General features: G+C 51.3%; 15 protein-coding genes, 2 tRNA genes, 2 rRNA genes and 1 riboswitch. Of the genes, 3 read left to right on the top strand and 16 right to left on the bottom strand.

Annotation, left to right across the window (positions count from 1 at the left end; all coding sequences use genetic code 11):
- Nucleotides 1-63: 63 nt before the first annotated feature.
- The 6 genes from WM46_RS21105 to btuB all read right to left on the bottom strand — a co-directional run bounded on the left by WM46_RS21105 (nucleotide 64) and on the right by btuB (nucleotide 8,053).
- A 23S ribosomal RNA gene (locus tag WM46_RS21105) occupies nucleotides 64-2,969 on the bottom strand.
- 182 nt (nucleotides 2,970-3,151) lie between these two features.
- Nucleotides 3,152-3,227: transfer RNA gene (locus tag WM46_RS21100), tRNA-Ala, on the bottom strand.
- 108 nt (nucleotides 3,228-3,335) lie between these two features.
- Nucleotides 3,336-3,412 (bottom strand) — tRNA-Ile (locus tag WM46_RS21095).
- Nucleotides 3,413-3,481: 69 nt separating this feature from the next.
- Nucleotides 3,482-5,023 (bottom strand): 16S ribosomal RNA (locus WM46_RS21090).
- Together the 16S and 23S rRNA genes with 2 tRNA genes alongside form the textbook arrangement of a ribosomal RNA operon.
- A 395-nt stretch (nucleotides 5,024-5,418) precedes the next feature.
- Nucleotides 5,419-6,270 (bottom strand): glutamate racemase, encoded by an 852-nt coding sequence (murI, locus tag WM46_RS21080; RefSeq protein WP_061075639.1) that lies wholly within the window; start codon nucleotides 6,268-6,270, stop codon nucleotides 5,419-5,421.
- The gene (gene btuB, locus WM46_RS21075) at nucleotides 6,215-8,053 is read right to left on the bottom strand and encodes a TonB-dependent vitamin B12 receptor BtuB (RefSeq protein ID WP_102603239.1); all 1,839 of its coding nucleotides are present in this window, start codon (nucleotides 8,051-8,053) and stop codon (nucleotides 6,215-6,217) included. The genes murI and btuB overlap by 56 nt, the downstream gene beginning before the upstream one ends.
- A gap of 64 nt (nucleotides 8,054-8,117) precedes the next feature.
- A riboswitch (cobalamin riboswitch) is annotated at nucleotides 8,118-8,312 on the bottom strand.
- A 114-nt stretch (nucleotides 8,313-8,426) separates the two neighbouring features.
- Between btuB and trmA the strand changes: the two genes are divergently transcribed.
- Nucleotides 8,427-9,527, top strand: coding sequence for a tRNA (uridine(54)-C5)-methyltransferase TrmA (gene trmA / locus WM46_RS21070; protein WP_102603238.1), 1,101 nt, complete (start codon nucleotides 8,427-8,429; stop codon nucleotides 9,525-9,527).
- 92 nt (nucleotides 9,528-9,619) lie between these two features.
- On the opposite strand, the gene WM46_RS21065 is transcribed toward trmA, so the two are convergent.
- Together WM46_RS21065 and fabR are read right to left on the bottom strand one after the other, a co-directional pair.
- Nucleotides 9,620-9,979 carry a YijD family membrane protein gene (locus tag WM46_RS21065; protein WP_102603237.1) on the bottom strand — a complete coding sequence of 120 codons (360 nt, stop codon included), beginning with the start codon at nucleotides 9,977-9,979 and terminating at the stop codon, nucleotides 9,620-9,622.
- Nucleotides 9,979-10,629 carry an HTH-type transcriptional repressor FabR gene (gene fabR, locus WM46_RS21060; protein ID WP_043001797.1) on the bottom strand — a complete coding sequence of 217 codons (651 nt, stop codon included), beginning with the start codon at nucleotides 10,627-10,629 and terminating at the stop codon, nucleotides 9,979-9,981. The genes WM46_RS21065 and fabR overlap by 1 nt, the downstream gene beginning before the upstream one ends.
- A 198-nt stretch (nucleotides 10,630-10,827) precedes the next feature.
- Here fabR and sthA point away from each other — a divergent pair, with 198 nt between their 5' ends.
- Nucleotides 10,828-12,228 (top strand): Si-specific NAD(P)(+) transhydrogenase, encoded by a 1,401-nt coding sequence (gene sthA, locus WM46_RS21055; RefSeq protein WP_042325654.1) that lies wholly within the window; start codon nucleotides 10,828-10,830, stop codon nucleotides 12,226-12,228.
- Here the strand turns inward: sthA and oxyR are convergent.
- The 8 genes from oxyR to WM46_RS21015 all read right to left on the bottom strand — a co-directional run bounded on the left by oxyR (nucleotide 12,211) and on the right by WM46_RS21015 (nucleotide 21,351).
- On the bottom strand, nucleotides 12,211-13,128 hold the full coding sequence (oxyR, locus tag WM46_RS21050; RefSeq protein WP_061075642.1) for a DNA-binding transcriptional regulator OxyR: 918 nt from the start codon (nucleotides 13,126-13,128) through the stop codon (nucleotides 12,211-12,213). The two genes, sthA and oxyR, sit on opposite strands and share 18 nt — an antisense overlap.
- Nucleotides 13,129-13,392: 264 nt before the next feature.
- Complete coding sequence (locus tag WM46_RS21045) at nucleotides 13,393-14,877, bottom strand: FGGY-family carbohydrate kinase (protein WP_102603236.1); 1,485 nt, start codon at nucleotides 14,875-14,877, stop codon at nucleotides 13,393-13,395.
- Nucleotides 14,878-14,887: 10 nt separating this feature from the next.
- A complete protein-coding gene (locus WM46_RS21040) occupies nucleotides 14,888-15,769 on the bottom strand; it encodes an L-ribulose-5-phosphate 3-epimerase (protein ID WP_102603235.1) in 882 nt (293 codons plus the stop codon).
- The gene (locus WM46_RS21035) at nucleotides 15,769-16,815 is read right to left on the bottom strand and encodes an ABC transporter permease (RefSeq protein WP_102603234.1); all 1,047 of its coding nucleotides are present in this window, start codon (nucleotides 16,813-16,815) and stop codon (nucleotides 15,769-15,771) included. Before WM46_RS21035 ends, WM46_RS21040 begins: the two co-directional genes overlap by 1 nt.
- A 13-nt stretch (nucleotides 16,816-16,828) precedes the next feature.
- Complete coding sequence (locus WM46_RS21030; RefSeq protein ID WP_102603233.1) at nucleotides 16,829-17,821, bottom strand: ABC transporter permease; 993 nt, start codon at nucleotides 17,819-17,821, stop codon at nucleotides 16,829-16,831.
- Complete coding sequence (locus tag WM46_RS21025; RefSeq protein ID WP_102603232.1) at nucleotides 17,814-19,328, bottom strand: sugar ABC transporter ATP-binding protein; 1,515 nt, start codon at nucleotides 19,326-19,328, stop codon at nucleotides 17,814-17,816. Before WM46_RS21025 ends, WM46_RS21030 begins: the two co-directional genes overlap by 8 nt.
- A gap of 63 nt (nucleotides 19,329-19,391) precedes the next feature.
- A complete protein-coding gene (locus tag WM46_RS21020) occupies nucleotides 19,392-20,396 on the bottom strand; it encodes a substrate-binding domain-containing protein (protein WP_102603231.1) in 1,005 nt (334 codons plus the stop codon).
- A 145-nt stretch (nucleotides 20,397-20,541) separates the two neighbouring features.
- Complete coding sequence (locus WM46_RS21015; RefSeq protein ID WP_102603230.1) at nucleotides 20,542-21,351, bottom strand: DeoR/GlpR family DNA-binding transcription regulator; 810 nt, start codon at nucleotides 21,349-21,351, stop codon at nucleotides 20,542-20,544.
- Between the two features lie 443 nt (nucleotides 21,352-21,794).
- Between WM46_RS21015 and araD the strand changes: the two genes are divergently transcribed.
- Complete coding sequence (araD, locus tag WM46_RS21010) at nucleotides 21,795-22,487, top strand: L-ribulose-5-phosphate 4-epimerase (protein WP_102603229.1); 693 nt, start codon at nucleotides 21,795-21,797, stop codon at nucleotides 22,485-22,487.
- The last annotated feature ends 18 nt before the right edge of the window (nucleotides 22,488-22,505 follow it).

Raw genomic sequence — 22,505 nt, 5'->3', positions numbered from 1 at the left:
TCCTTCGGACTCTGAATCCAAGCTGAAAATCTCTCTATTCCGCCAAAACATCTTCGGCGTTGTAAGGTTAAGCCTCACGGTTCATTAGTACCGGTTAGCTCAACGCATCGCTGCGCTTACACACCCGGCCTATCAACGTCGTCGTCTTCAACGTTCCTTCAGGACCCTTAAAGGGTCAGGGAGAACTCATCTCGGGGCAAGTTTCGTGCTTAGATGCTTTCAGCACTTATCTCTTCCGCATTTAGCTACCGGGCAGTGCCATTGGCATGACAACCCGAACACCAGTGATGCGTCCACTCCGGTCCTCTCGTACTAGGAGCAGCCCCCCTCAATTCTCCAGCGCCCACGGCAGATAGGGACCGAACTGTCTCACGACGTTCTAAACCCAGCTCGCGTACCACTTTAAATGGCGAACAGCCATACCCTTGGGACCTACTTCAGCCCCAGGATGTGATGAGCCGACATCGAGGTGCCAAACACCGCCGTCGATATGAACTCTTGGGCGGTATCAGCCTGTTATCCCCGGAGTACCTTTTATCCGTTGAGCGATGGCCCTTCCATTCAGAACCACCGGATCACTAAGACCTGCTTTCGCACCTGCTCGCGCCGTCACGCTCGCAGTCAAGCTAGCTTATGCCTTTGCACTAACCTCCTGATGTCCGACCAGGATTAGCTAACCTTCGTGCTCCTCCGTTACTCTTTAGGAGGAGACCGCCCCAGTCAAACTACCCACCAGACACTGTCCGTAACCCGGATTACGGGTCCACGTTAGAACACCAGCCATTAAAGGGTGGTATTTCAAGGTTGGCTCCACACGAACTGGCGTCCGCGCTTCAAAGCCTCCCACCTATCCTACACATCAAGGACCAGTGTTCAGTGTCAAGCTATAGTAAAGGTTCACGGGGTCTTTCCGTCTTGCCGCGGGTACACTGCATCTTCACAGCGAGTTCAATTTCACTGAGTCTCGGGTGGAGACAGCCTGGCCATCATTACGCCATTCGTGCAGGTCGGAACTTACCCGACAAGGAATTTCGCTACCTTAGGACCGTTATAGTTACGGCCGCCGTTTACCGGGGCTTCGATCAAGAGCTTCTCCGCGAGGATAACCCCATCAATTAACCTTCCGGCACCGGGCAGGCGTCACACCGTATACGTCCACTTTCGTGTTTGCACAGTGCTGTGTTTTTAATAAACAGTTGCAGCCAGCTGGTATCTTCGACTGATTTCAGCTCCACGAGTAAATCGCTTCACCTACGTATCAGCGTGCCTTCTCCCGAAGTTACGGCACCATTTTGCCTAGTTCCTTCACCCGAGTTCTCTCAAGCGCCTTGGTATTCTCTACCTGACCACCTGTGTCGGTTTGGGGTACGATCTGATGTTACCTGATGCTTAGAGGCTTTTCCTGGAAGCAGGGCATTTGTTGCTTCAGCACCGTAGTGCCTCGTCATCACGCCTCAGTGTTAAAGTGAACCGGATTTACCTGGAACACACACCTACACGCTTAAACCGGGACAACCGTCGCCCGGCCAACATAGCCTTCTCCGTCCCCCCTTCGCAGTAACACCTGGTACAGGAATATTAACCTGTTTCCCATCGACTACGCCTTTCGGCCTCGCCTTAGGGGTCGACTCACCCTGCCCCGATTAACGTTGGACAGGAACCCTTGGTCTTCCGGCGAGCGGGCTTTTCACCCGCTTTATCGTTACTTATGTCAGCATTCGCACTTCTGATACCTCCAGCATGCCTCACAGCACACCTTCACAGGCTTACAGAACGCTCCCCTACCCAACAACACTTAGTGTCGCTGCCGCAGCTTCGGTGCATGGTTTAGCCCCGTTACATCTTCCGCGCAGGCCGACTCGACCAGTGAGCTATTACGCTTTCTTTAAATGATGGCTGCTTCTAAGCCAACATCCTGGCTGTCTGAGCCTTCCCACATCGTTTCCCACTTAACCATGACTTTGGGACCTTAGCTGGCGGTCTGGGTTGTTTCCCTCTTCACGACGGACGTTAGCACCCGCCGTGTGTCTCCCGTGATAACATTCTCCGGTATTCGCAGTTTGCATCGGGTTGGTAAGTCGGGATGACCCCCTAGCCGAAACAGTGCTCTACCCCCGGAGATGAATTCACGAGGCGCTACCTAAATAGCTTTCGGGGAGAACCAGCTATCTCCCGGTTTGATTGGCCTTTCACCCCCAGCCACAAGTCATCCGCTAATTTTTCAACATTAGTCGGTTCGGTCCTCCAGTTAGTGTTACCCAACCTTCAACCTGCCCATGGCTAGATCACCGGGTTTCGGGTCTATACCCTGCAACTTAACGCCCAGTTAAGACTCGGTTTCCCTTCGGCTCCCCTATTCGGTTAACCTTGCTACAGAATATAAGTCGCTGACCCATTATACAAAAGGTACGCAGTCACCCCATAAAGAGGCTCCCACTGCTTGTACGTACACGGTTTCAGGTTCTTTTTCACTCCCCTCGCCGGGGTTCTTTTCGCCTTTCCCTCACGGTACTGGTTCACTATCGGTCAGTCAGGAGTATTTAGCCTTGGAGGATGGTCCCCCCATATTCAGACAGGATACCACGTGTCCCGCCCTACTCATCGAGCTCACAACACATGCGGTTTTGTGTACGGGGCTGTCACCCTGTATCGCCGGCCTTTCCAGACCGTTCCACTACCACACATGCTGATTCAGGCTCTGGGCTGCTCCCCGTTCGCTCGCCGCTACTGGGGGAATCTCGGTTGATTTCTTTTCCTCGGGGTACTTAGATGTTTCAGTTCCCCCGGTTCGCCTCGTTAACCTATGTATTCAGTTAACGATAGTGCAACGAATTGCACTGGGTTTCCCCATTCGGACATCGCCGGCTATAGCGGTTCATATCACCTTACCGGCGCTTTTCGCAGATTAGCACGTCCTTCATCGCCTCTGACTGCCAGGGCATCCACCGTGTACGCTTAGTCGCTTAACCTCACAACCCGAAGATGTTTCTTTCGATTCATCATCGTGATTGCGAAAATTTGAGAGACTCGAACACACCAATAACGGTGTGTCGTTTCAATTTTCAGCTTGATCCAGATTTTTAAAGAGCAAAACTTCGCAGTGCACCTTTTCAGGTTCACTCTGAAGTTTTCTTGATTACGTTCTACAGTATGGTGGAGCTATGCGGGATCGAACCGCAGACCTCCTGCGTGCAAAGCAGGCGCTCTCCCAGCTGAGCTATAGCCCCATACAGTGTAGTTAAACCTCATCCCTAATTCGTTGCCGGGCGCGGCGTGGTGAAGCGAAGCATACTGAAGTATGCGAGCTTTGCCACAACAAAGCACGGGAGCGAATTTGGTAGGCCTGAGTGGACTTGAACCACCGACCTCACCCTTATCAGGGGTGCGCTCTAACCACCTGAGCTACAAGCCTGTAGAGGTTTTACTGCTCGTTTTTCATCAGACAATCTGTGTGGGCACTGCAAAGGCAGGTTCTTTAAGGTAAGGAGGTGATCCAACCGCAGGTTCCCCTACGGTTACCTTGTTACGACTTCACCCCAGTCATGAATCACAAAGTGGTAAGCGCCCTCCCGAAGGTTAAGCTACCTACTTCTTTTGCAACCCACTCCCATGGTGTGACGGGCGGTGTGTACAAGGCCCGGGAACGTATTCACCGTGGCATTCTGATCCACGATTACTAGCGATTCCGACTTCATGGAGTCGAGTTGCAGACTCCAATCCGGACTACGACATACTTTATGAGGTCCGCTTGCTCTCGCGAGGTCGCTTCTCTTTGTATATGCCATTGTAGCACGTGTGTAGCCCTGGTCGTAAGGGCCATGATGACTTGACGTCATCCCCACCTTCCTCCAGTTTATCACTGGCAGTCTCCTTTGAGTTCCCGGCCGGACCGCTGGCAACAAAGGATAAGGGTTGCGCTCGTTGCGGGACTTAACCCAACATTTCACAACACGAGCTGACGACAGCCATGCAGCACCTGTCTCACAGTTCCCGAAGGCACCAATCCATCTCTGGAAAGTTCTGTGGATGTCAAGACCAGGTAAGGTTCTTCGCGTTGCATCGAATTAAACCACATGCTCCACCGCTTGTGCGGGCCCCCGTCAATTCATTTGAGTTTTAACCTTGCGGCCGTACTCCCCAGGCGGTCTATTTAACGCGTTAGCTCCGGAAGCCACTCCTCAAGGGAACAACCTCCAAATAGACATCGTTTACGGCGTGGACTACCAGGGTATCTAATCCTGTTTGCTCCCCACGCTTTCGCACCTGAGCGTCAGTCTTCGTCCAGGGGGCCGCCTTCGCCACCGGTATTCCTCCAGATCTCTACGCATTTCACCGCTACACCTGGAATTCTACCCCCCTCTACGAGACTCAAGCCTGTCAGTTTCGAATGCAGTTCCCAGGTTGAGCCCGGGGATTTCACATCCGACTTGACAGACCGCCTGCGTGCGCTTTACGCCCAGTAATTCCGATTAACGCTTGCACCCTCCGTATTACCGCGGCTGCTGGCACGGAGTTAGCCGGTGCTTCTTCTGCGGGTAACGTCAATTGTTGCGGTTATTAACCACAACACCTTCCTCCCCGCTGAAAGTACTTTACAACCCGAAGGCCTTCTTCATACACGCGGCATGGCTGCATCAGGCTTGCGCCCATTGTGCAATATTCCCCACTGCTGCCTCCCGTAGGAGTCTGGACCGTGTCTCAGTTCCAGTGTGGCTGGTCATCCTCTCAGACCAGCTAGGGATCGTCGCCTTGGTGAGCCGTTACCTCACCAACAAGCTAATCCCATCTGGGCACATCCGATGGCAAGAGGCCCGAAGGTCCCCCTCTTTGGTCTTGCGACATTATGCGGTATTAGCTACCGTTTCCAGTAGTTATCCCCCTCCATCGGGCAGTTTCCCAGACATTACTCACCCGTCCGCCACTCGTCAGCAAAGCAGCAAGCTGCTTCCTGTTACCGTTCGACTTGCATGTGTTAGGCCTGCCGCCAGCGTTCAATCTGAGCCATGATCAAACTCTTCAATTTAAGTTTGATGCTCTTAGAATTAAACGTCGTAATGAATTACGTGTTCACTCTTTGAGACTTGGTATTCATTTTTCGTCTTGCGACGTTAAGAATCCATGTCACTCTGAGTGCCCACACAGATTGTCTGATAAATTGTTAAAGAGCAGTTGCGACGCGCTTTAGCGCTCTGTCGCGAGGTCCCGTATATTACGTTTTCCTCATTCAGAGTCAAGCATTTATTTTTGCTTTTCTCTGTCGGTGTTCATCACTGGTTTTCACCGGATAACCCCGCTGACCCGGCGGCTTGTTTGCCGTTGTTCCGTGTCAGTGGAGGCGCATTATAGGGAGTTATTTCAGACTGACAAGGGGAAATTTAAAATAATTTTCCGAGTGCGTAATATTTGCCCAAAACAGCGTTAAACCGCCAGTTTTTCGAGCGATTCAAAGCCATAGCGCTGCAAAACGGGCAATAATTGCTCAGTTTCTGGCGTCATCGCCATGCAATAGGCAATGTTGGCATCTGCTGATTTCGCATCCGGCGCTTCATGTTCTAATAGCCAGGCGGTACGTCGCGCAATGGCCGCCCCGGAATCGACCAGTCGCGTTCCTTCAGGCAGAACCTGTAAGAGTTCTTCCTGCAACAGGGGAAAGTGGGTACAGCCAAGCACCACGGTATCAGGCGGTTCCGGCATCCGCAGCCACGGGCGCAGGATCCGTTGCAGCTCTTCCAGCGGCACGGGCTCGCCGTGCAACTTCGCTTCCGCCAGTTCCACCAGCTCTGCAGACCCCAGCATGGCTATCTGGCACTCATTCGCAAAGCGCGCAATTAGCTCATGCGTATAAGGACGTTTCACCGTCCCGCGCGTTGCCAGTAACCCGACAATGCCATTCGCCGTCAGACGCGCCGCCGGTTTTATCGCTGGCACCACGCCCACGACCGGGAAAGCAAACTTCTCACGCAAGGCAGGAAGAGAGACCGTACTGGCCGTGTTACAGGCGATAACCGCCAGGGAGAGAGGATAATGCTGTTGTACCGCCGTCACGATCTCAACAACGCGCTCAACGATAAACGCCTCACTCTTCTCCCCGTAAGGAAAAGCCACGTTATCGAAAGCGTAGATATAGTGGAGATCCGGCAGGAGGTGCCGAATCTCATCATAGACCGACAACCCACCGACGCCGGAATCAAATACCAGCACGGTGGGACGTGGATCAGAAGGTGTAGCTGCCAGACAAGGTGTATTCCCGTCCTGCAGTTTGGTAGCCATAAACTGTCTCGTAATCTTTATCGAACAGGTTGGCTATTTTACCACGAACTGTGAGATGTGAGGTGACTGGATATGAAAGTCCGATGTCCCACACGCTCAGCCCGCCCATTTTCACCTTACGGGAATTGTCGTAGTCGTAATCGTAACGCTCGCCAATATACTGATAGGTCACATCCCAGCCCAGATCGTAGACCTGTCCGCTCAGCTCATACTTCACCTGCTGCTTAGCGCGGCGATAAAGCTGCTGATCGGTTTCATCATCACGCGGATCAACATACTGCAACGTTAAGCGATGATCGACCGGCCCGGTCGTCAGGTTCCCCGTCCATTCCAGACCTTTGATGGTCGCGGATTTGACGTTGAAGTAGGTATTGTTGTTGTAGTCGATCAGGTTCTGAATTTTGTAGCGATAGGTCGACAGACGCCAGTCAAGCGGACCGGTCAGCCCTTCTAACCCGGCTTCCCACTGCTTCGACTCTTCCGGCTTCAGGTTTGGGTTAGAGGCGATACCAAAACGCTCCGCACCAAACTGTTGCCCCAGTGAAGGTGCAAGGAAGCCCGTACCATAGGAAAGCGTCACCTTATAGTCATCAACAAACTGCCATCCCGCCGCCGTTTGCCAGGTACCGTGCCAGCCGAACTGGTCGTCATGGTCTTCACGGCCCGACGCTTCCAGCGTCACGCTATCAATCTGCTGTTGCCCGGTCAGATAGAGGCCCGTGTTATCACGCTTATAGTTGTCTGTCCCATACTCGCCAAAGGACATCAGCTTTTCTTGTTTCCAGTCGACGCCAGCACTGACAGCGCCGTGTCCGACAATAACGTTGTTGCCCCACTGGACGTAGCGCTGTTCCATATCATCAAGGCTATAACCTGTCGCATAGCGCCCGTTCAGGCTGCTGTAGTTATAGTCCTTTATACGCTGGTAGTTGGCGACCAGTTGCGACGAGTAGATACCGGAATTGAAGCGTAACCCCGTATCCCACGACTGGGTGTAATTCTGGTGCTCGTCGTTTCCGCCGTCATAACCCCAGCTTCCCTGATCATAATCAGCATTACTGGCATAGCCGTAGCCACGGAAGTAACCATCGAATTGGTCGTTAAATTTGTGCTCAACGCCTCCCCAGAACAGTTTATTGCGATAGCCATCGCGATCGCTATCGCCGCTGTAGCTGGAGCGCGGCTGAACATCGAAGCCTTTGGTGGTCTGATAAGCCCCGGCCGCGGTTACCACGGTATCGCCAAAACGCTGGCGGTACGTACCGTCATATTGCTGATAACCTTTTGACCCCACGCCAGCATTAATCTGCGAACGCTCCTCACCCGTCATGGTGATGATGTTCACCACGCCGCCAATCGCGCCAGAGCCATAAATCGCTGAACGCGGGCCGCGGATATACTCGATGCGCTGTACCAGCGAAACCGGAATCTGGTCAATATCGGAGTTATTCGAAATGCCCGGACGGGCGACCGGAATACCATCGACTAACACCAGAACGTGTTTCGCTTCGGTACCCCGCACAAACAGAGAAGAGCTTTGCCCCATGCCGCCATTCTGAGCGACATCCACGCCTGGCAGGCGGCGCATGACATCCAGAACGGTTCGGGACTGCCAGCGTTCGATATCCTCGCGGGTGACGATATCAGTAGGGGCCAGAACGGTATTAACAGGTTGTTGAAAACGGTTTGCCGTCACGACAAGCGTGTCAGGGGTGGCATCCTGTGCCCAACCCGAAAAAGCCGTGACGGAGAGTGCCGTCAGCAGCGATGTTTTTTTAATCATTGTAAAGCATCCACAATATAAGAAGGATGCCGCAGGTCCCACCGATAGTACGCGATGATGAAAACCAGTTGCGACGTAAGCCGGCAGGTCTTCGGGCTTGGAGGGTTATCCCCGTCAGGGATAATAGAAATGAAGACTTCCCACCCGAAGGCAGTGTCTGCTTACGCTCTCATTTCACCTTTCCTTACCGCTGCGCGTCAGCTCCAGATTTACACTGGATTCCCTATTAACTCACAGGACCGGCACACGGATGCTACAGTTTGTAACATCTTACTGTCCAGCGCGTTTGTTAAAAATTGGAAGTCATCAATGTCTGGACATCTGTTGAGCAATCCCTACAATCCCCGCGTACTTATATTTTTCAGGATACATCATGACCCCCGAACACCTTCCGACAGAACAGTATGACGCGCAGCTCGCCGAGAAAGTGGTGCGTTTGCAGAGTATGATGGCGCCCTTTTCTGACCTGGTTCCGGAAGTGTTTCGCTCACCGGTCAGTCACTACCGTATGCGTGCGGAGTTCCGCATCTGGCACGATGGTGACGACCTGTATCACATCATTTTTGATCAGCAGAGCAAAAGCCGAATCCGCGTCGACAGCTTCCCGGCGGCGAGTGAACTGATCAACCAGTTGATGACCGCGATGATCGCAGGCGTGCGCGACAACCGCGTGCTGCGCCATAAGCTGTTCCAGATTGATTACCTCACCACCATGAGCAATCAGGCGGTGGTTTCGCTGCTGTATCATAAAAAACTGGACGACGAGTGGCGTGAAGCCGCCGAAGCATTGCGCGATGCTCTGCGTGCGCAAAACCTGAATGTACATCTGATTGGCCGCGCAACGAAAACCAAAATCGCGCTGGACCAGGATTACATCGATGAACGCTTGCCGGTCGCGGGCAAAGAGATGATCTATCGCCAGGTAGAGAACAGCTTTACACAGCCGAATGCGGCAATGAACATTCAGATGCTGGAGTGGGCGCTGGATGCCACCCGCGCATCGAAAGGCGATCTGCTCGAACTGTACTGCGGGAATGGCAACTTTTCGCTCGCGCTGGCGCGCAACTTTGATCGCGTACTGGCGACCGAAATCGCCAAGCCGTCCGTTGCCGCCGCGCAATACAACATTGCGGCGAATCAGATTGATAACGTGCAGATTATCCGCATGGCGGCGGAAGAGTTTACTCAGGCAATGAACGGCGTGCGCGGGTTTAACCGCTTGCAGGGTATCGATCTGAAAAGCTATCAGTGCGAAACGATTTTTGTCGATCCGCCCCGCAGCGGTCTGGACAGCGAGACGGAGAAAATGGTGCAGGCGTATCCGCGCATTCTGTATATCTCCTGTAATCCGGAGACGCTGTGCAAGAACCTGGAAACATTAAGCCAGACGCATAACGTGTCACGTCTGGCGCTGTTTGATCAGTTCCCGTATACGCACCACATGGAGTGCGGGGTGTTGTTGACGGCGAAGTGATACGTTGCAGGCCTGATAAGCGCAGCGCCATCAGGCAATACCGCGCCGGATAGCGGCATAAATGCCTTATCCGGCCTGGACATCGACCGTTTTTATTCCGACACTTCCTGCTTGCGATTACGCATTTTCACGCCGATCCAGAAGACCAGAATGACCGACAACACGGCCGGGAAGAAGTTGGAGCCGATATCCGGATACTCCGCGCGCACCACGGTGCTGTAAAGCAGAACGCCGAGAATAAAGCAGGCGGCAGACAGGCCCGGCAACCCCACAGGCATGGTGCGATTCTGATAACGTTGATGCAGACAGTACACCGTCAGCACCAGCGAGATAATCGGGAATACAGAGAACGGCACGATGGAGCTAAACAGCGCCGCGAATGTGGCATTGATTGACAAGCCAGCGACCAGCGCCAGCAACAGCGTACCTTTATCCTGAACTGACTGTTTCATTACTCTTCCTTCACGTTACCCGGAATAAGGGGCATCTTCTCTTGTTCACGGCGATACCAGTAATACGCGCCTTTCGAAATCATGCGCAGTTGCAGTACCAGTCGCTCTTCTAACTGCCGACGCTGTTCCGCGCCCACGTCCAGCGCCTCGGCGCCTGCGCTGAAGACAATCGTCACCATCGCTTCGGCTTGCGCTTCAGTAAACGCACGCGGCATATGGTTTTCGATTTCCAGATAGTCCGCAAGTTCCGCGATGAAGTGCTGAATTTCTCGCGCAACGGCGGCACGGAACGCCGCTGAGGTGCCAGAACGTTCACGCAATAATAAACGGAAGGCGTTGGGGTTGTTACCGATGAACTCCATAAATGTGGAGACCGAGGTGCGGATCACACTCCCGCCCTTGGCGATACGCTGACGCGCCTGGCGCATCAACTGACGCAACATCAGACCGCTTTCATCGACCATGGTCAGGCCAAGCTCATCAACATCACGGAAATGACGATAAAAGGAGGTTGGCGCAATGCCCGCTTCACGTGCGACTTCACGCAAACTGAGACTGGCGAAGCTACGCTCCGCGCTCAGTTGACTAAATGCGGCTTCTACCAGCGAACGCCGGGTTTTTTCTTTTTGCTGCGCTCTAACGCCCATCACGATGTCTGAATCCTTCCAAATGTCTTGTCTGGCACTATACCAGAGTTCAAAGTTAATCTGCTTGTTCCGCTTTGTGAATGATTGTTTACGCGCAGTTTGTGCTTCAGCTTCGCAAAAAAGCACAACGATAATTGGGTTATCCCGGCAATGATGTTACTATTCTGTTGCTTTTATGTATAAGAACAGGTAAGCCTTACCATGCCACATTCCTACGATTACGATGCCATAGTAATAGGTTCCGGCCCCGGCGGCGAAGGCGCTGCAATGGGTCTGGTTAAGCAAGGAGCTCGCGTTGCCGTTATCGAGCGTTATCATAACGTTGGCGGCGGTTGCACCCACTGGGGCACCATCCCGTCGAAAGCGCTCCGCCACGCAGTCAGTCGTATTATCGAATTCAATCAGAATCCCCTTTACAGCGATCATTCCCGCCTGCTTCGTTCCTCATTCGCCGATATTCTCAACCATGCCGACAACGTGATTAATCAGCAAACACGGATGCGGCAGGGTTTTTATGAGCGTAACCACTGCGAGATCTTGCAGGGCAACGCCCATTTTGTTGACGAACACACGCTGGCGCTGGAATGTCATGACGGTACGGTTGAAACCCTGACGGCAGAGAAATTTGTCATTGCCTGCGGATCGCGCCCTTATCATCCGGCAGACGTGGATTTCTCGCACCCGCGCATTTATGACAGTGATTCGATCCTCAGCCTGCACCACGAACCGCGCCATGTGATTATTTATGGTGCCGGGGTGATTGGCTGCGAATATGCGTCGATCTTCCGCGGTATGGAGGTCAAAGTTGATCTCATCAATACCCGTGACCGTCTGCTGGCGTTCCTCGATCAGGAGATGTCCGACTCCCTCTCTTACCACTTCTGGAACAGCGGCGTCGTCATTCGCCACAATGAAGAGTATGAGAAGATTGAAGGTTGCGACGATGGCGTGATCATGCACCTGAAGTCCGGTAAGAAACTGAAGGCCGACTGCCTGCTGTACGCCAATGGCCGTACCGGGAATACCGATTCCCTGGCGTTGCAGAATATCGGTCTGGAAACCGACAGCCGTGGTCAGCTCAAGGTCAACAGCATGTACCAGACCGCATTGCCGCACGTCTACGCAGTGGGTGATGTGATCGGTTACCCGAGTCTGGCGTCCGCAGCATACGACCAGGGACGCATTGCCGCCCAGGCGCTGGTGAAAGGGGAAGCGAACGCGCACCTGATTGAAGATATCCCCACCGGGATTTACACCATCCCGGAGATCAGTTCCGTTGGCAAAACCGAACAGCAACTGACAGCGATGAAAGTGCCTTACGAAGTGGGACGTGCTCAGTTTAAACACCTGGCGCGCGCGCAAATCGTCGGCATGAACGTGGGCACGCTGAAGATTTTATTCCATCGGGAAACCAAAGAGATTTTGGGAATTCACTGCTTTGGTGAACGCGCAGCCGAGATTATTCACATCGGTCAGGCGATTATGGAGCAGAAAGGTGGTGGTAACACGATTGAGTACTTCGTTAACACCACCTTTAACTACCCGACCATGGCAGAAGCCTATCGGGTAGCGGCGCTAAATGGCTTAAACCGCCTTTTTTAACGCCTTATCGAAATGGCCATCCATTGCACCACGGATGGCCTCTGCCAGTTGCTCATAGCGACTACGCAACGGTGAGCCCGGACGATAAACCAGTCCCACCGTACGACGCGGCTCAGGCTTAATGCAGGGCAGATACACCACGCCATCACGTTTGCGTTCTTGCGGAACCGCCAGCGCAGGCAGCAGGGTAATACCGCTTCCTGCCGCGACCATGTTACGCAGCGTTTCCAGACTGGTCGCACGGAAGTGGGTGTCTTCGTCAGCGCCAGCTTCAAAGCAGAATCCCATCGCCTGATCGCGCAGACAGTGACCGTCCTCCAGCATCAGCAGTTTTTCGCCTGCCAGATCGGACATCGGCACGCAGTCGCGATTCGCCCACGGGTGATCCTCGTAGATCGCCAGCAGCATCGGCTCGTCGAACAACGGCACTTCAATAAAGGCCTCACTCTCTTTCACCAGCGCCAGGATCACGCAGTCAAGCTTGCCACTATCCAGTTGCGCCAGCAACTGATGGGTCTGCGCCTCATGCAGATACATTTCCAGCTTCGGGAAAGTCTGGTGCAGCATCGGGATAATATGCGGCAGCAGGTAAGGACCCACAGTGGGAATCAAACCAATGTGCAGCGGACCTGACATGGTTTCGCCCTGTTGGCTTGCCATCTCCTTGAGCACTTTGACCTCACGCAGCACGGTACGTGCCTGATCCACCAGCAGTAAACCCGCCTGGGTGAACAGCACTTTACGACTCGTACGCTCCAGCAGCATCACGCCAAGCTCATCTTCCAGCTTGCGGATTTGCCCGCTCAGCGTTGGCTGGCTGACGTGACAGGAGTCCGCCGCGCGCCGGAAGTGGCGATGTTCGGCTAATGCCACCAGGTATTCAAGATCACGAATATTCATTATTCATCCTCCATCGCCACGATAGTTCATGGCGATAGGTAGCATAGCAACGAACGATTATCCCTATCAAGCTTTCTGTCTGATAATCCATCACAGAAACGGAGCGGTCTCGTTTAACCCTTGAAGCCACTGCCCGTTCTGAGAGTCTCTCTCATACCCAAATAACTAAAGCCAACGTGAACTTTTGCGGACCTGAGGTCCGCATTTTTTTTGCGTAAAAAAGCCTGGCTTTACGCCAGGCATTGATGAATCAGCGACATGCTGTTACTCGCAATCAATAGAACTCAGGGCTTTCGCAACACGTCTGAATCGTTCGAACCGCCGGCGCAGCAATTGATGCTTTTCTGCGTCAGGCTCCAGACGAATCACCGGCGGCTGAGTCGCCTTAATCGCTTGCTCAAAACCGACATAATCCCCCGTCCCTACGGCCGCGCACATCGCCGCCGCCCGGCAGCCAGACTGCGCCACGTCCACAATCTCAAGTGGGAGATTGCTGGCATCGCAAAACATCTGCATCCAGATACGTGAATGTGTGGGACCACCGGTAAAACGAATTGTTTGAGTCCCCTCACTAAGCTGCAACAGTTTGTCCTGATGCAGCAGATGCGAGAACACAATTCCCTGATAGATAGCGAAAACCATGTCCTCTGCGCTGTGATGTCCTCCCACCCCAAAGAACCCGCCGCTTAATGAATCACAATAATTCGAACCGTATAGCCAGGGGAAAAACAGAATACAATCCGACTTCTCATACCCACGTTCCACCCACTGGTTAAGCGTGTCATGATCGTCCTGCAACTCCGGGAAAAAGTGCTGAATAAACCAGGTCAGATTACTGGCGGAGGTGGGGCTGCCTTCATGAGCGAAATAGTGTCCCGGAATACTGAATTTACCCCATACATACGGATAATCTGCCGGGATAATGCTATCAAAAACCCGGGTGGCAATAGACCACGTCCCGGCGACGGCACTTAACTGTGAACTGTCATAGACGCCAGAAGTGATGGCTGCGCCAACCACATCAAACACCCCGCCAAAGACTGGCGTTCCTGTTTTCAACCCACATAACGCAGCAGCATCTGGCGTGAGCGTCCCCGCCAGTTCAGCAGAGCCAATCACCTTCGGCATGCAACCGATCATCTCTTCAATGCCAAACAGAGCAAACAAGGTGGGATCAAACTCATTACGCTGCAAATTAAACAACTGACTACCCGAGATATTGGTTTCTTCGCAGGTGAACTCCCCCGTCAGGCGATAACGGATATAATCGTGGGCCATCAAGACATAGCCCGTACGTGCGTAGTTCTCCGGTTCGTGCAGTTTCAACCACTTCAGCAATACCGCCGGATGGGAAGGCCACAACTGCTGAAAGCTAAGCGGATACGCCAGTCGATCGACATCCTGTGCTTTCCAGGCTGCCACCAAAGACTGCGTCCGTGAATCCGAAGAGACGATCCCGTTACGTATCGGCGTTCCTGTCTTATTAACCAGGTAAAGTCCTTTGCCATGTGAGGAAAAACTAATCCCGTAAATCTGTTCTGCTGACAGATGGCTTTCAGCCAGCGCACGCCGAATGACTTCACAGGTTGCAACCCAAAGTTCATCCATATCGCGTTCACAGAATCCCGCCTGTGGGCTAAGTAACGGTAAGGTCTGAGCGGCTACCGTGATTTCCCTGCCCTCGGCGGTATAGATTCCCGCCTTGGTGACGGTGCCGCCCAAATCAATGCCCATAAAGTAATGGTTCATTGTCTTCTCCTTATCCTGCGATAAGCGACCGATCGTCATACCATCCCGCCGCCTGCATCTTACTTTCTATCCACTGCCGCGCGTGGATAATTTCCAGTAACGGTTCGGTGGACTTTTCCGTCCACATCTCAATCAGGAAAGTACCCCGGTAGTTCAGACGACGTAATATTCTGAATAACATGACGAAGTCCACGCATCCTTCACCAAAGGGAACATCGCGGAACTGCCCTGGAGACTCTGGCGTCACCGGGAAGGTATCCTTAAGATGAATGGCCGCAATCCGGTCAATACCTTTTACCAGCTCGCTCTCCAGCTCATTGCCCCATGCCGTGAGATTGCCCACGTCGGGGTAAACGGAAAACCACGGAGAATTAATTTTCGCATCCAGTACCTTCCATTTACTGATGGAGTTGATAAAGGGCGTATCCATAATTTCCACAGCACACATTACCTGTGCGGCGGCGGCCTGCTCTGCCACCCAGGCCATCGCCTCTTCAAACGAGGCGATGGTATCGTCATTCTGCGGCTCATAGTAAACGTCATACCCGGCAAGCTGAATGGTTCGAATCCCCAGGTCTTGCGCCAGCCGCAATGCTTTTTGCATAATCATTCGCGCTTGCTGGCGAATATCGCTATCGTGGCTGCCAAACGGGAACCGACGATGAGCAGACAAACACAGGGTCGGAATACGCACTCCGGTTTTCTGAATCGCGCTGATGATTTCCATGCGTTCTGCAAGCGACCAGTCCAGACGAGCCAGTCGTTCCTCACTTTCATCTACTGACATTTCAACAAAATCGAAACCACATGATTTCGCCAGAGCCAGTTTTTCTACCCAACTGGTATTCCTGGGGAGTGCCTTTTCATAAATACCTAATGGATGGCTACGCATTATCTTCCCTCACGAGTGGCCAGTTGTTGTTGAAAGGCTTTCAGGCTGTTATTCATGGCACGCCGCGCCTGCCATTTCTGTTTGAAGAATTTAAACGCCAGGGCGGCAATTAATGTCATTCCCCAAACGGCCAGATTGAAATGCAGACTGAGGCCTGACAGGCTTAATCCGGTGGCGATCACCTGAAGCACCAACAGCGCGCAGAAGACATGACCGACTTTGCCAACTCCGCCAAACGGATCGGTACCGCCCAGGACAATGGCCAGCACTGTCAGCAGTAGATAAGAATCGCCATAGCCCATACGCGCAGAGTTAAAGCGGGCCAACATAATGAGCCCAGCCAGCACGCAGAGCAGACTGGACAGTGCATAAATCGCAATCAGTACACGGTCAGTCCGAATACCGCTAAACCAGGTTGCATTGATATTGCTGCCGCACATGTAAATCACTTTTCCCGTGCGGGTTTTTCCGAGAAACAGCGCCAGCATGATCGTCGCGACGATAAAAATCACCATGGGAACGGGTATGCCATAAACCACTTCCGAGCCGATACTGCGGACAATCGGCGGCATCCCACTCAGCGCAGCGCCCTTGGTGAGATAGATACCAATGCCGCTGATAATCGTCATGCTGCCCAGCGTGACCAGAATCGGGTGAGCCCCAACCCGGGAAATAATCATCCCCGTAATGGCTCCAATTACGATGGCAATGATCATCGCTCCCAGTAATGCCAGTAATAGCCACCCTAACTGCAGGACAGTGGACGCATCCGCGGGCACAAACCGGATTAACAGCCAGGCCATAAACAAACTGGTCAGATTCGCAGTACCGATAATTGCCAGGTTCAGTCCGCCACTCAACATGGGGACAAACATCGCGAAGGTGAGCAGTCCCAGCTCCGGCAACTGGAAGGCAATACTCAGAAACGTATTATCAGTAAAAAAACGTCCGGGCATCGCCAGACTAAATGCCACCACGGCAAAAAAACATATCGCCAGTAAACCGGAGCTGGTGCCATCGATTGGTAAAAATGCCTGTTTTTTCATTTCAAGCCCCTTGTCAGACGAATCCAACGTCCGTTTCTTTACGTTTTTTGTAATGGGTAACGCAGATAGCCGAGACAATGACTACCCCGATGACAATATTGACGAAGTAGCTGGACACACCGATCAGATTGAGACCATTTTTGAGTATCCCGATGAGGAACACCCCCATCAGCGTACCTATCACGGAACCGCGTCCACCGGATAAGCTCGCCCCTCCCAGTACCGCAGCCGCCAGGACATCCAACTCCCCCCCAACCAACGCATTGGGAACCACTTCGCTCATACGATACGCCTGCAGCATTCCGCCAATCGCCGCTGCGACGCCAAGATAGCCATAGGCGAACAGATAAATCAGTGAAACCCGAATACCGATTCGCCGCGCCGACTCCGCACTACCCCCGACGGCATAAAGCTGACGTCCGATGTGAGTTTTATTCATGATCATCCAGGTGATGCAGGCCATACCCAGCATGACCGCCAACGGCAATCCGACCTGATACATTTCCCCTTCAATCTCAAAGCTAAAAAGGGATCGCTGCGTAACCCACCAGTCGGGTAAGTCGTAAATGCTGTGACCGTTCGTCAACCACATCAGCATGCCAAACAGCAGCGACTGCATACTGATAGTGATAATGATGGAAACCACATTGAGGTAATAAATCAGGATCGCGTTGATCAAACCAAATATCACACCCAGCGCGATCGCGAGCCCAAGACACAGCAAGGGATTGGCGATCGTTCCACTAAGTAGCAACGACGCCACTACGTACTGCACGACGGAAGCGACAGCCGCAAATGAAATATCAATACCGCCGGTCACCAGGACGACAAACAAACCGAGGGCGAAAATCCCCGTCACGGCATAGCTTTCGGTAAGATCCAGCAGATTCTGAATCGACAGGAATTCATCGCTCATCAGAGAAAAAAACGCCAGCATCAGAACAATGACCCACCCCAGCCATCCTTCAACCGAACGTGGAAATCGGGGCTGCAATACATTAGCCATTAATCACCTCCGCGAATTGCTGTTCCGTATAACAAGAAGGCAGCAGTTCATTAATAATCTTTCCACGCTGCATATGGAAAATACGATCGCAGTTGTAATAGGCTTCTGGTGCCTCATCAGTAATCAGCAATACAGAAATACCGACCCCGGAAAGCCGATGAATAAGCTGATAAATGCTGTCTTTCGCGCCGATATCGACACCAACGGTTGGTGCATCAAGAATCAGGACTTTCGGACGCGTTAAAATCCATTTCGCCAGCACCACTTTTTGCTGATTACCGCCCGAAAGGGTAGACAGTGGGTTATCAGGATCGGCGACTTTAATATCCAGATCCTGAATCCATTCCTTAACAAGGGTCGACTGGCGCTTTTCATCAATGCACTGCCACGGTGTTTTTAACCGATTCAGAATTGAGAGCACCATATTGTCGCTGACTGACTGTGGTAAAACGGCCCCCAGTGTCAGGCGATCTTCAGAGACATAGGCAATACCCAGGTTCACGGCTTGCGTATTATCTTTAATCGCGACTTTCTTCCCCTCCAGATAAATATCACCACTATCCGGATGCGTGATACCAAAAAGACTTAACGCCAGTTCTGTTCGTCCTGAACCTAATAAACCACACAATCCCAGCACTTCGCCCTGATGAAGCTGGAAAGAAATATCCTCAAACTGCCCTTTCCGACTTAATTTACTCAATTCAAGAACGACTTTTCCGCCAATGCTATTTGGCAATTTTTTCTGATGAACGATTGTTTTGCCAGTCATCAGCTCAGTAATGTGTCCAGGTGACAATAAATCTGCGGCCCAGGTGCCAATGATCTCACCGTCGCGAATCACCGTAATGCGATCAGAAATTTCTTTCACTTCATCCAGTCGGTGACTGACAAAAACTACAGTAATATTTTTCTCACGAAGATAATTCACCGTACGTAGAAGCTGGTTAACTTCAGTACGGGTCAGTGACGCCGTGGGTTCATCCATAATAACCAGCCTGGCTTCCGCGACCAGGGCACGACAAATCGCCACCTGCTGGCGTTGTGCAATAGGCAAATGCTGAACCAGCGCATCCGCATTGAGATTGAAATTCAATTCCTGGATGATTTTTTGCGATACGGTTTTAAGGTGGGATTTTTTATGCCAGCGCAAATACCCTTTCAGGTTGTACTCAAAGGCAATATTTTCCGCTACCGTCAGGTTAGGAAACAAAGAGAGATCCTGGTAAATAACCTGAATGCCTAATTCGCGTGCTTTATCAGGTGACAGTCTTTGCCAGGATTTATTATCAATGATAATTTCGCTGCCGGTATCCGGGGTATAAACTCCGCTCAGTGTTTTTATCAACGTGCTTTTACCACAACCGTTCGCACCCGCAAGACAGTGAACCTCACCTTTATTAATCGTGAGATCAATATTTTTTAATGCCTGATGACCACCAAAGCTTTTAGTCAGTGACTTTAATGTCACTAACGGCTCACCCGCATTTCGCTCTGTACTATGAGGCATCTTGCTGCTCCTGAACGACGGTAAGGATGTCCGGGCCAGCAACGACCCGGAGGTACATAGGCATTACAAACCTAATTTCACTAAACGTTGCGTATTTTCGAGATCGAGTTTTTCAGGGTTATCGCTCAGAATAGTGTTGTTCTGAACTTTAATTTCCCCCATATCACCGAGTGTTACGCCATCTTTAATGGGTTCGCCGTTCATCATTGCGGTTGCAACCTGGACAAAGACTTTGCCTGCCGTCATTGGGTTAGAAATATAGCCGCCATCAATGGCTCCTTTTTCCAGCAGCTTAATTCCCTGACCTGGCGTGAAAGTGCCAAATACGCAAATCGCATCGTTTTTCTTGCGTTTATCAATGGCACGGCCAGCACCAATCGGACCTTGCGAACCAAATGACATAATGCCTTTGAGATCTTTATATTTAGACATCAGGTCATTCGCAGTACGCATCGAATCATCCACTGATTCCGCCACGCCAAAGCGATCTTCTACCAGTGTCATTTTGGGATAATGTTCTTTTTGATAGGCAATAGCGGCATCAGCCCAATCATTCACCAACGGTACCGTCAGACTGCCCACAAACATGGCGTACTTGCCTTCTTCACCCATACATTTAGCCATGTCTTTCATATGATTGGCGCCCATGGTTTGGGTGTTCAGTAATTCAAAATCCCAGTCTGCATTGGCCTGGTTCGGCGACTCATGGGTAATGACTTTAATACCGGCTTCCTGAGCGCGCTTCAGCACTGGCTCCAGGACTTTTGCATCATTTGGCACAACGCCAATCACATCGACTTTTTTGGCAATTAAATCTTCAATAGCGCGGACCTGCTCAGCCGGGTCTGCCGTCGTCGGTCCGACTTGCCAGGCATTAACACCCAATGCCTTTCCCTCTTCCTTAATACCTTGTTCCATCACGTTAAACCATGGAATGCCCCCCACCTTGACCACAACGCCCATCGTAAAAGGTTTGTTTGCTTTTTGCGGTGCGGCAGGTTGTTCCGCCCAGGCAGTCGTTGACGTTAAAACAGCAGTAATCAGGCAGGGTAAAAGTAATTTTCTCATCGTAGTTTCCTCAAGAAATAGCTTCATGCGTCAGGAAAACCCGATAAAAATATCAGCCTGACTTTTTATTAATTTCGACCTTTCTCTGGTATTGGCTAAATAATCGGAGAATAATCTCAATTATTCAGATAACGATTTACATCTATTACTTATCGACTTCGACAACATTTAACTGTGGATGCAAACTACGGTAACGTTCGTCACAGCATCGATCAGTCACCATAATATCGATTTCATCCAGCATACATATTTTACTAAAGGCAAACTGCTCAAACTTACTGGAGTCAACCATCAATATTTTTTGTGCTGAAACCTGAAGCATAACCTGCTTCAGCCTGGCATTTATTTCACTACCATCACGGATCCCATTTTCCAGGTTCAGTCCCTGACAAGAAAAAAACAAACTGTTAATCTGAAAGTTCCTGATGGCACTCTCTGCAACCGGACCATGAAAATCGTCATGACGCTCAGAATATTCCCCGCCAATGCCAATAATACGAACTTTATCCCGGCAAGCCAGCGCCTGGATAATACGAAGCGAATTGGTCACAACGGTAATATCGATATCCGGAATTTGTCGGGCCAGAAACCAACAGGTACTACTGTTATCCATTAAAATACAGTCGCCAGGATGAATAAACTGAAGTGCTGCTTTGGCGATTTTAGCTTTAATATCAGGATGTTCCTCTGTGCGCTTACGAAATGATTCTGCACGATCTACACTGTTTACCTGCCAGGTATTATCTTCGATAGTTACCGACGTAATATCCGGAATATCCAGTGAGACTGCTCCTCCAAAGCTGCGGGTAAGTTTCTTATTTTTTTCCAGCCTTGTCAGATCCCGGCGAATCGTTTCCTGCGACACCTGACATAATTGCGACAGTTCCGTAACGCGCACTGCTCCTTGCTTCTGAACATGTGCACAAATCATTTTATAACGTTCTGCCTGCAGCATAATATCGACTCGCAACCACTGATTTCATCATGTCTATATAATCAGTCCTTTTGCCGTTAATTAAAGTGAGTCGTGTCAAGGATCGTTTTACATGAATGACACACGACCAATAAGTGTGATATTAATCATAAATGCCAATGCAATTGGTATAACCAACGACAACACAAAGCAATGCACATCACAAATTTCCCTATTTTCGTTCGGTTAACTCCACAATAAAACCACAACTCGGGCATTTATGGGCACTCAAAATATCATCAAATATGCCCGAATCATTCCGAATTCACCCGTTTACGTGGTTTTACGCCCTCGCTAGCACCACTGGCATTTTACATCTTATTTATTCGGCGTAATTTAAATAACAACACTCATGAATCATACAAATTAAAAAACGTGCACACTCCGCTTTCTTTAAATATTCAACAGTAATTCAGGAGTACCGAATGAATACGCTGAAACAAGACGTCCTTGCCGCTAATTTATCCCTGCCAGCCCATCAACTGGTCACCTTTACCTGGGGAAATGTCAGCGGTATCGATCGCGAAAAAGGGATCATGGTCATAAAACCTTCAGGGGTCGAATATAACAACATGAATCTGGATGATATGGTCGTCATTGATATAGACAGTGGCAACGTCATTGAGGGCAATAAAAAACCATCATCTGATACTGACACTCACCTGGCGCTATATCATGCTTTTCCTGACATTGGTGGTATCGTCCATACCCATTCCCGCCATGCCACCATCTGGTCGCAAGCCGGAAAAGATTTACTTCCGTTGGGGACAACTCATGCAGATTATTTTTATGGCCCAGTTCCTTGCACACGCCCCATGCGGGATGACGAAATCAACGGGCGTTACGAATACGATACCGGTCAGGTCATTATTGAAACCTTTCGACAGCGAGGGATCTCTTCCCACGATATCCCTGCGGTACTGGTAAACAGCCATGGACCCTTTGCGTGGGGAACCGATCCGTCCAACGCCGTGCATAACGCTGTTGTGCTCGAGGAAATTGCTTATATGAATTTGTTCACACAGCAGTTGCAACCTCACCTCACCGCCATGCAGCAAACGTTACTGGACAAGCACTTTTTGAGAAAACATGGCGCGAATGCATATTATGGTCAGTAATGCGTGTTTTTATGCCAT

Source organism: Citrobacter freundii complex sp. CFNIH2, from assembly GCF_002880615.1.
GTDB classification, from domain to species: domain Bacteria; phylum Pseudomonadota; class Gammaproteobacteria; order Enterobacterales; family Enterobacteriaceae; genus Citrobacter_A; species Citrobacter_A amalonaticus_F.
This window is presented reverse-complemented; position numbering and strand designations above follow the sequence as displayed.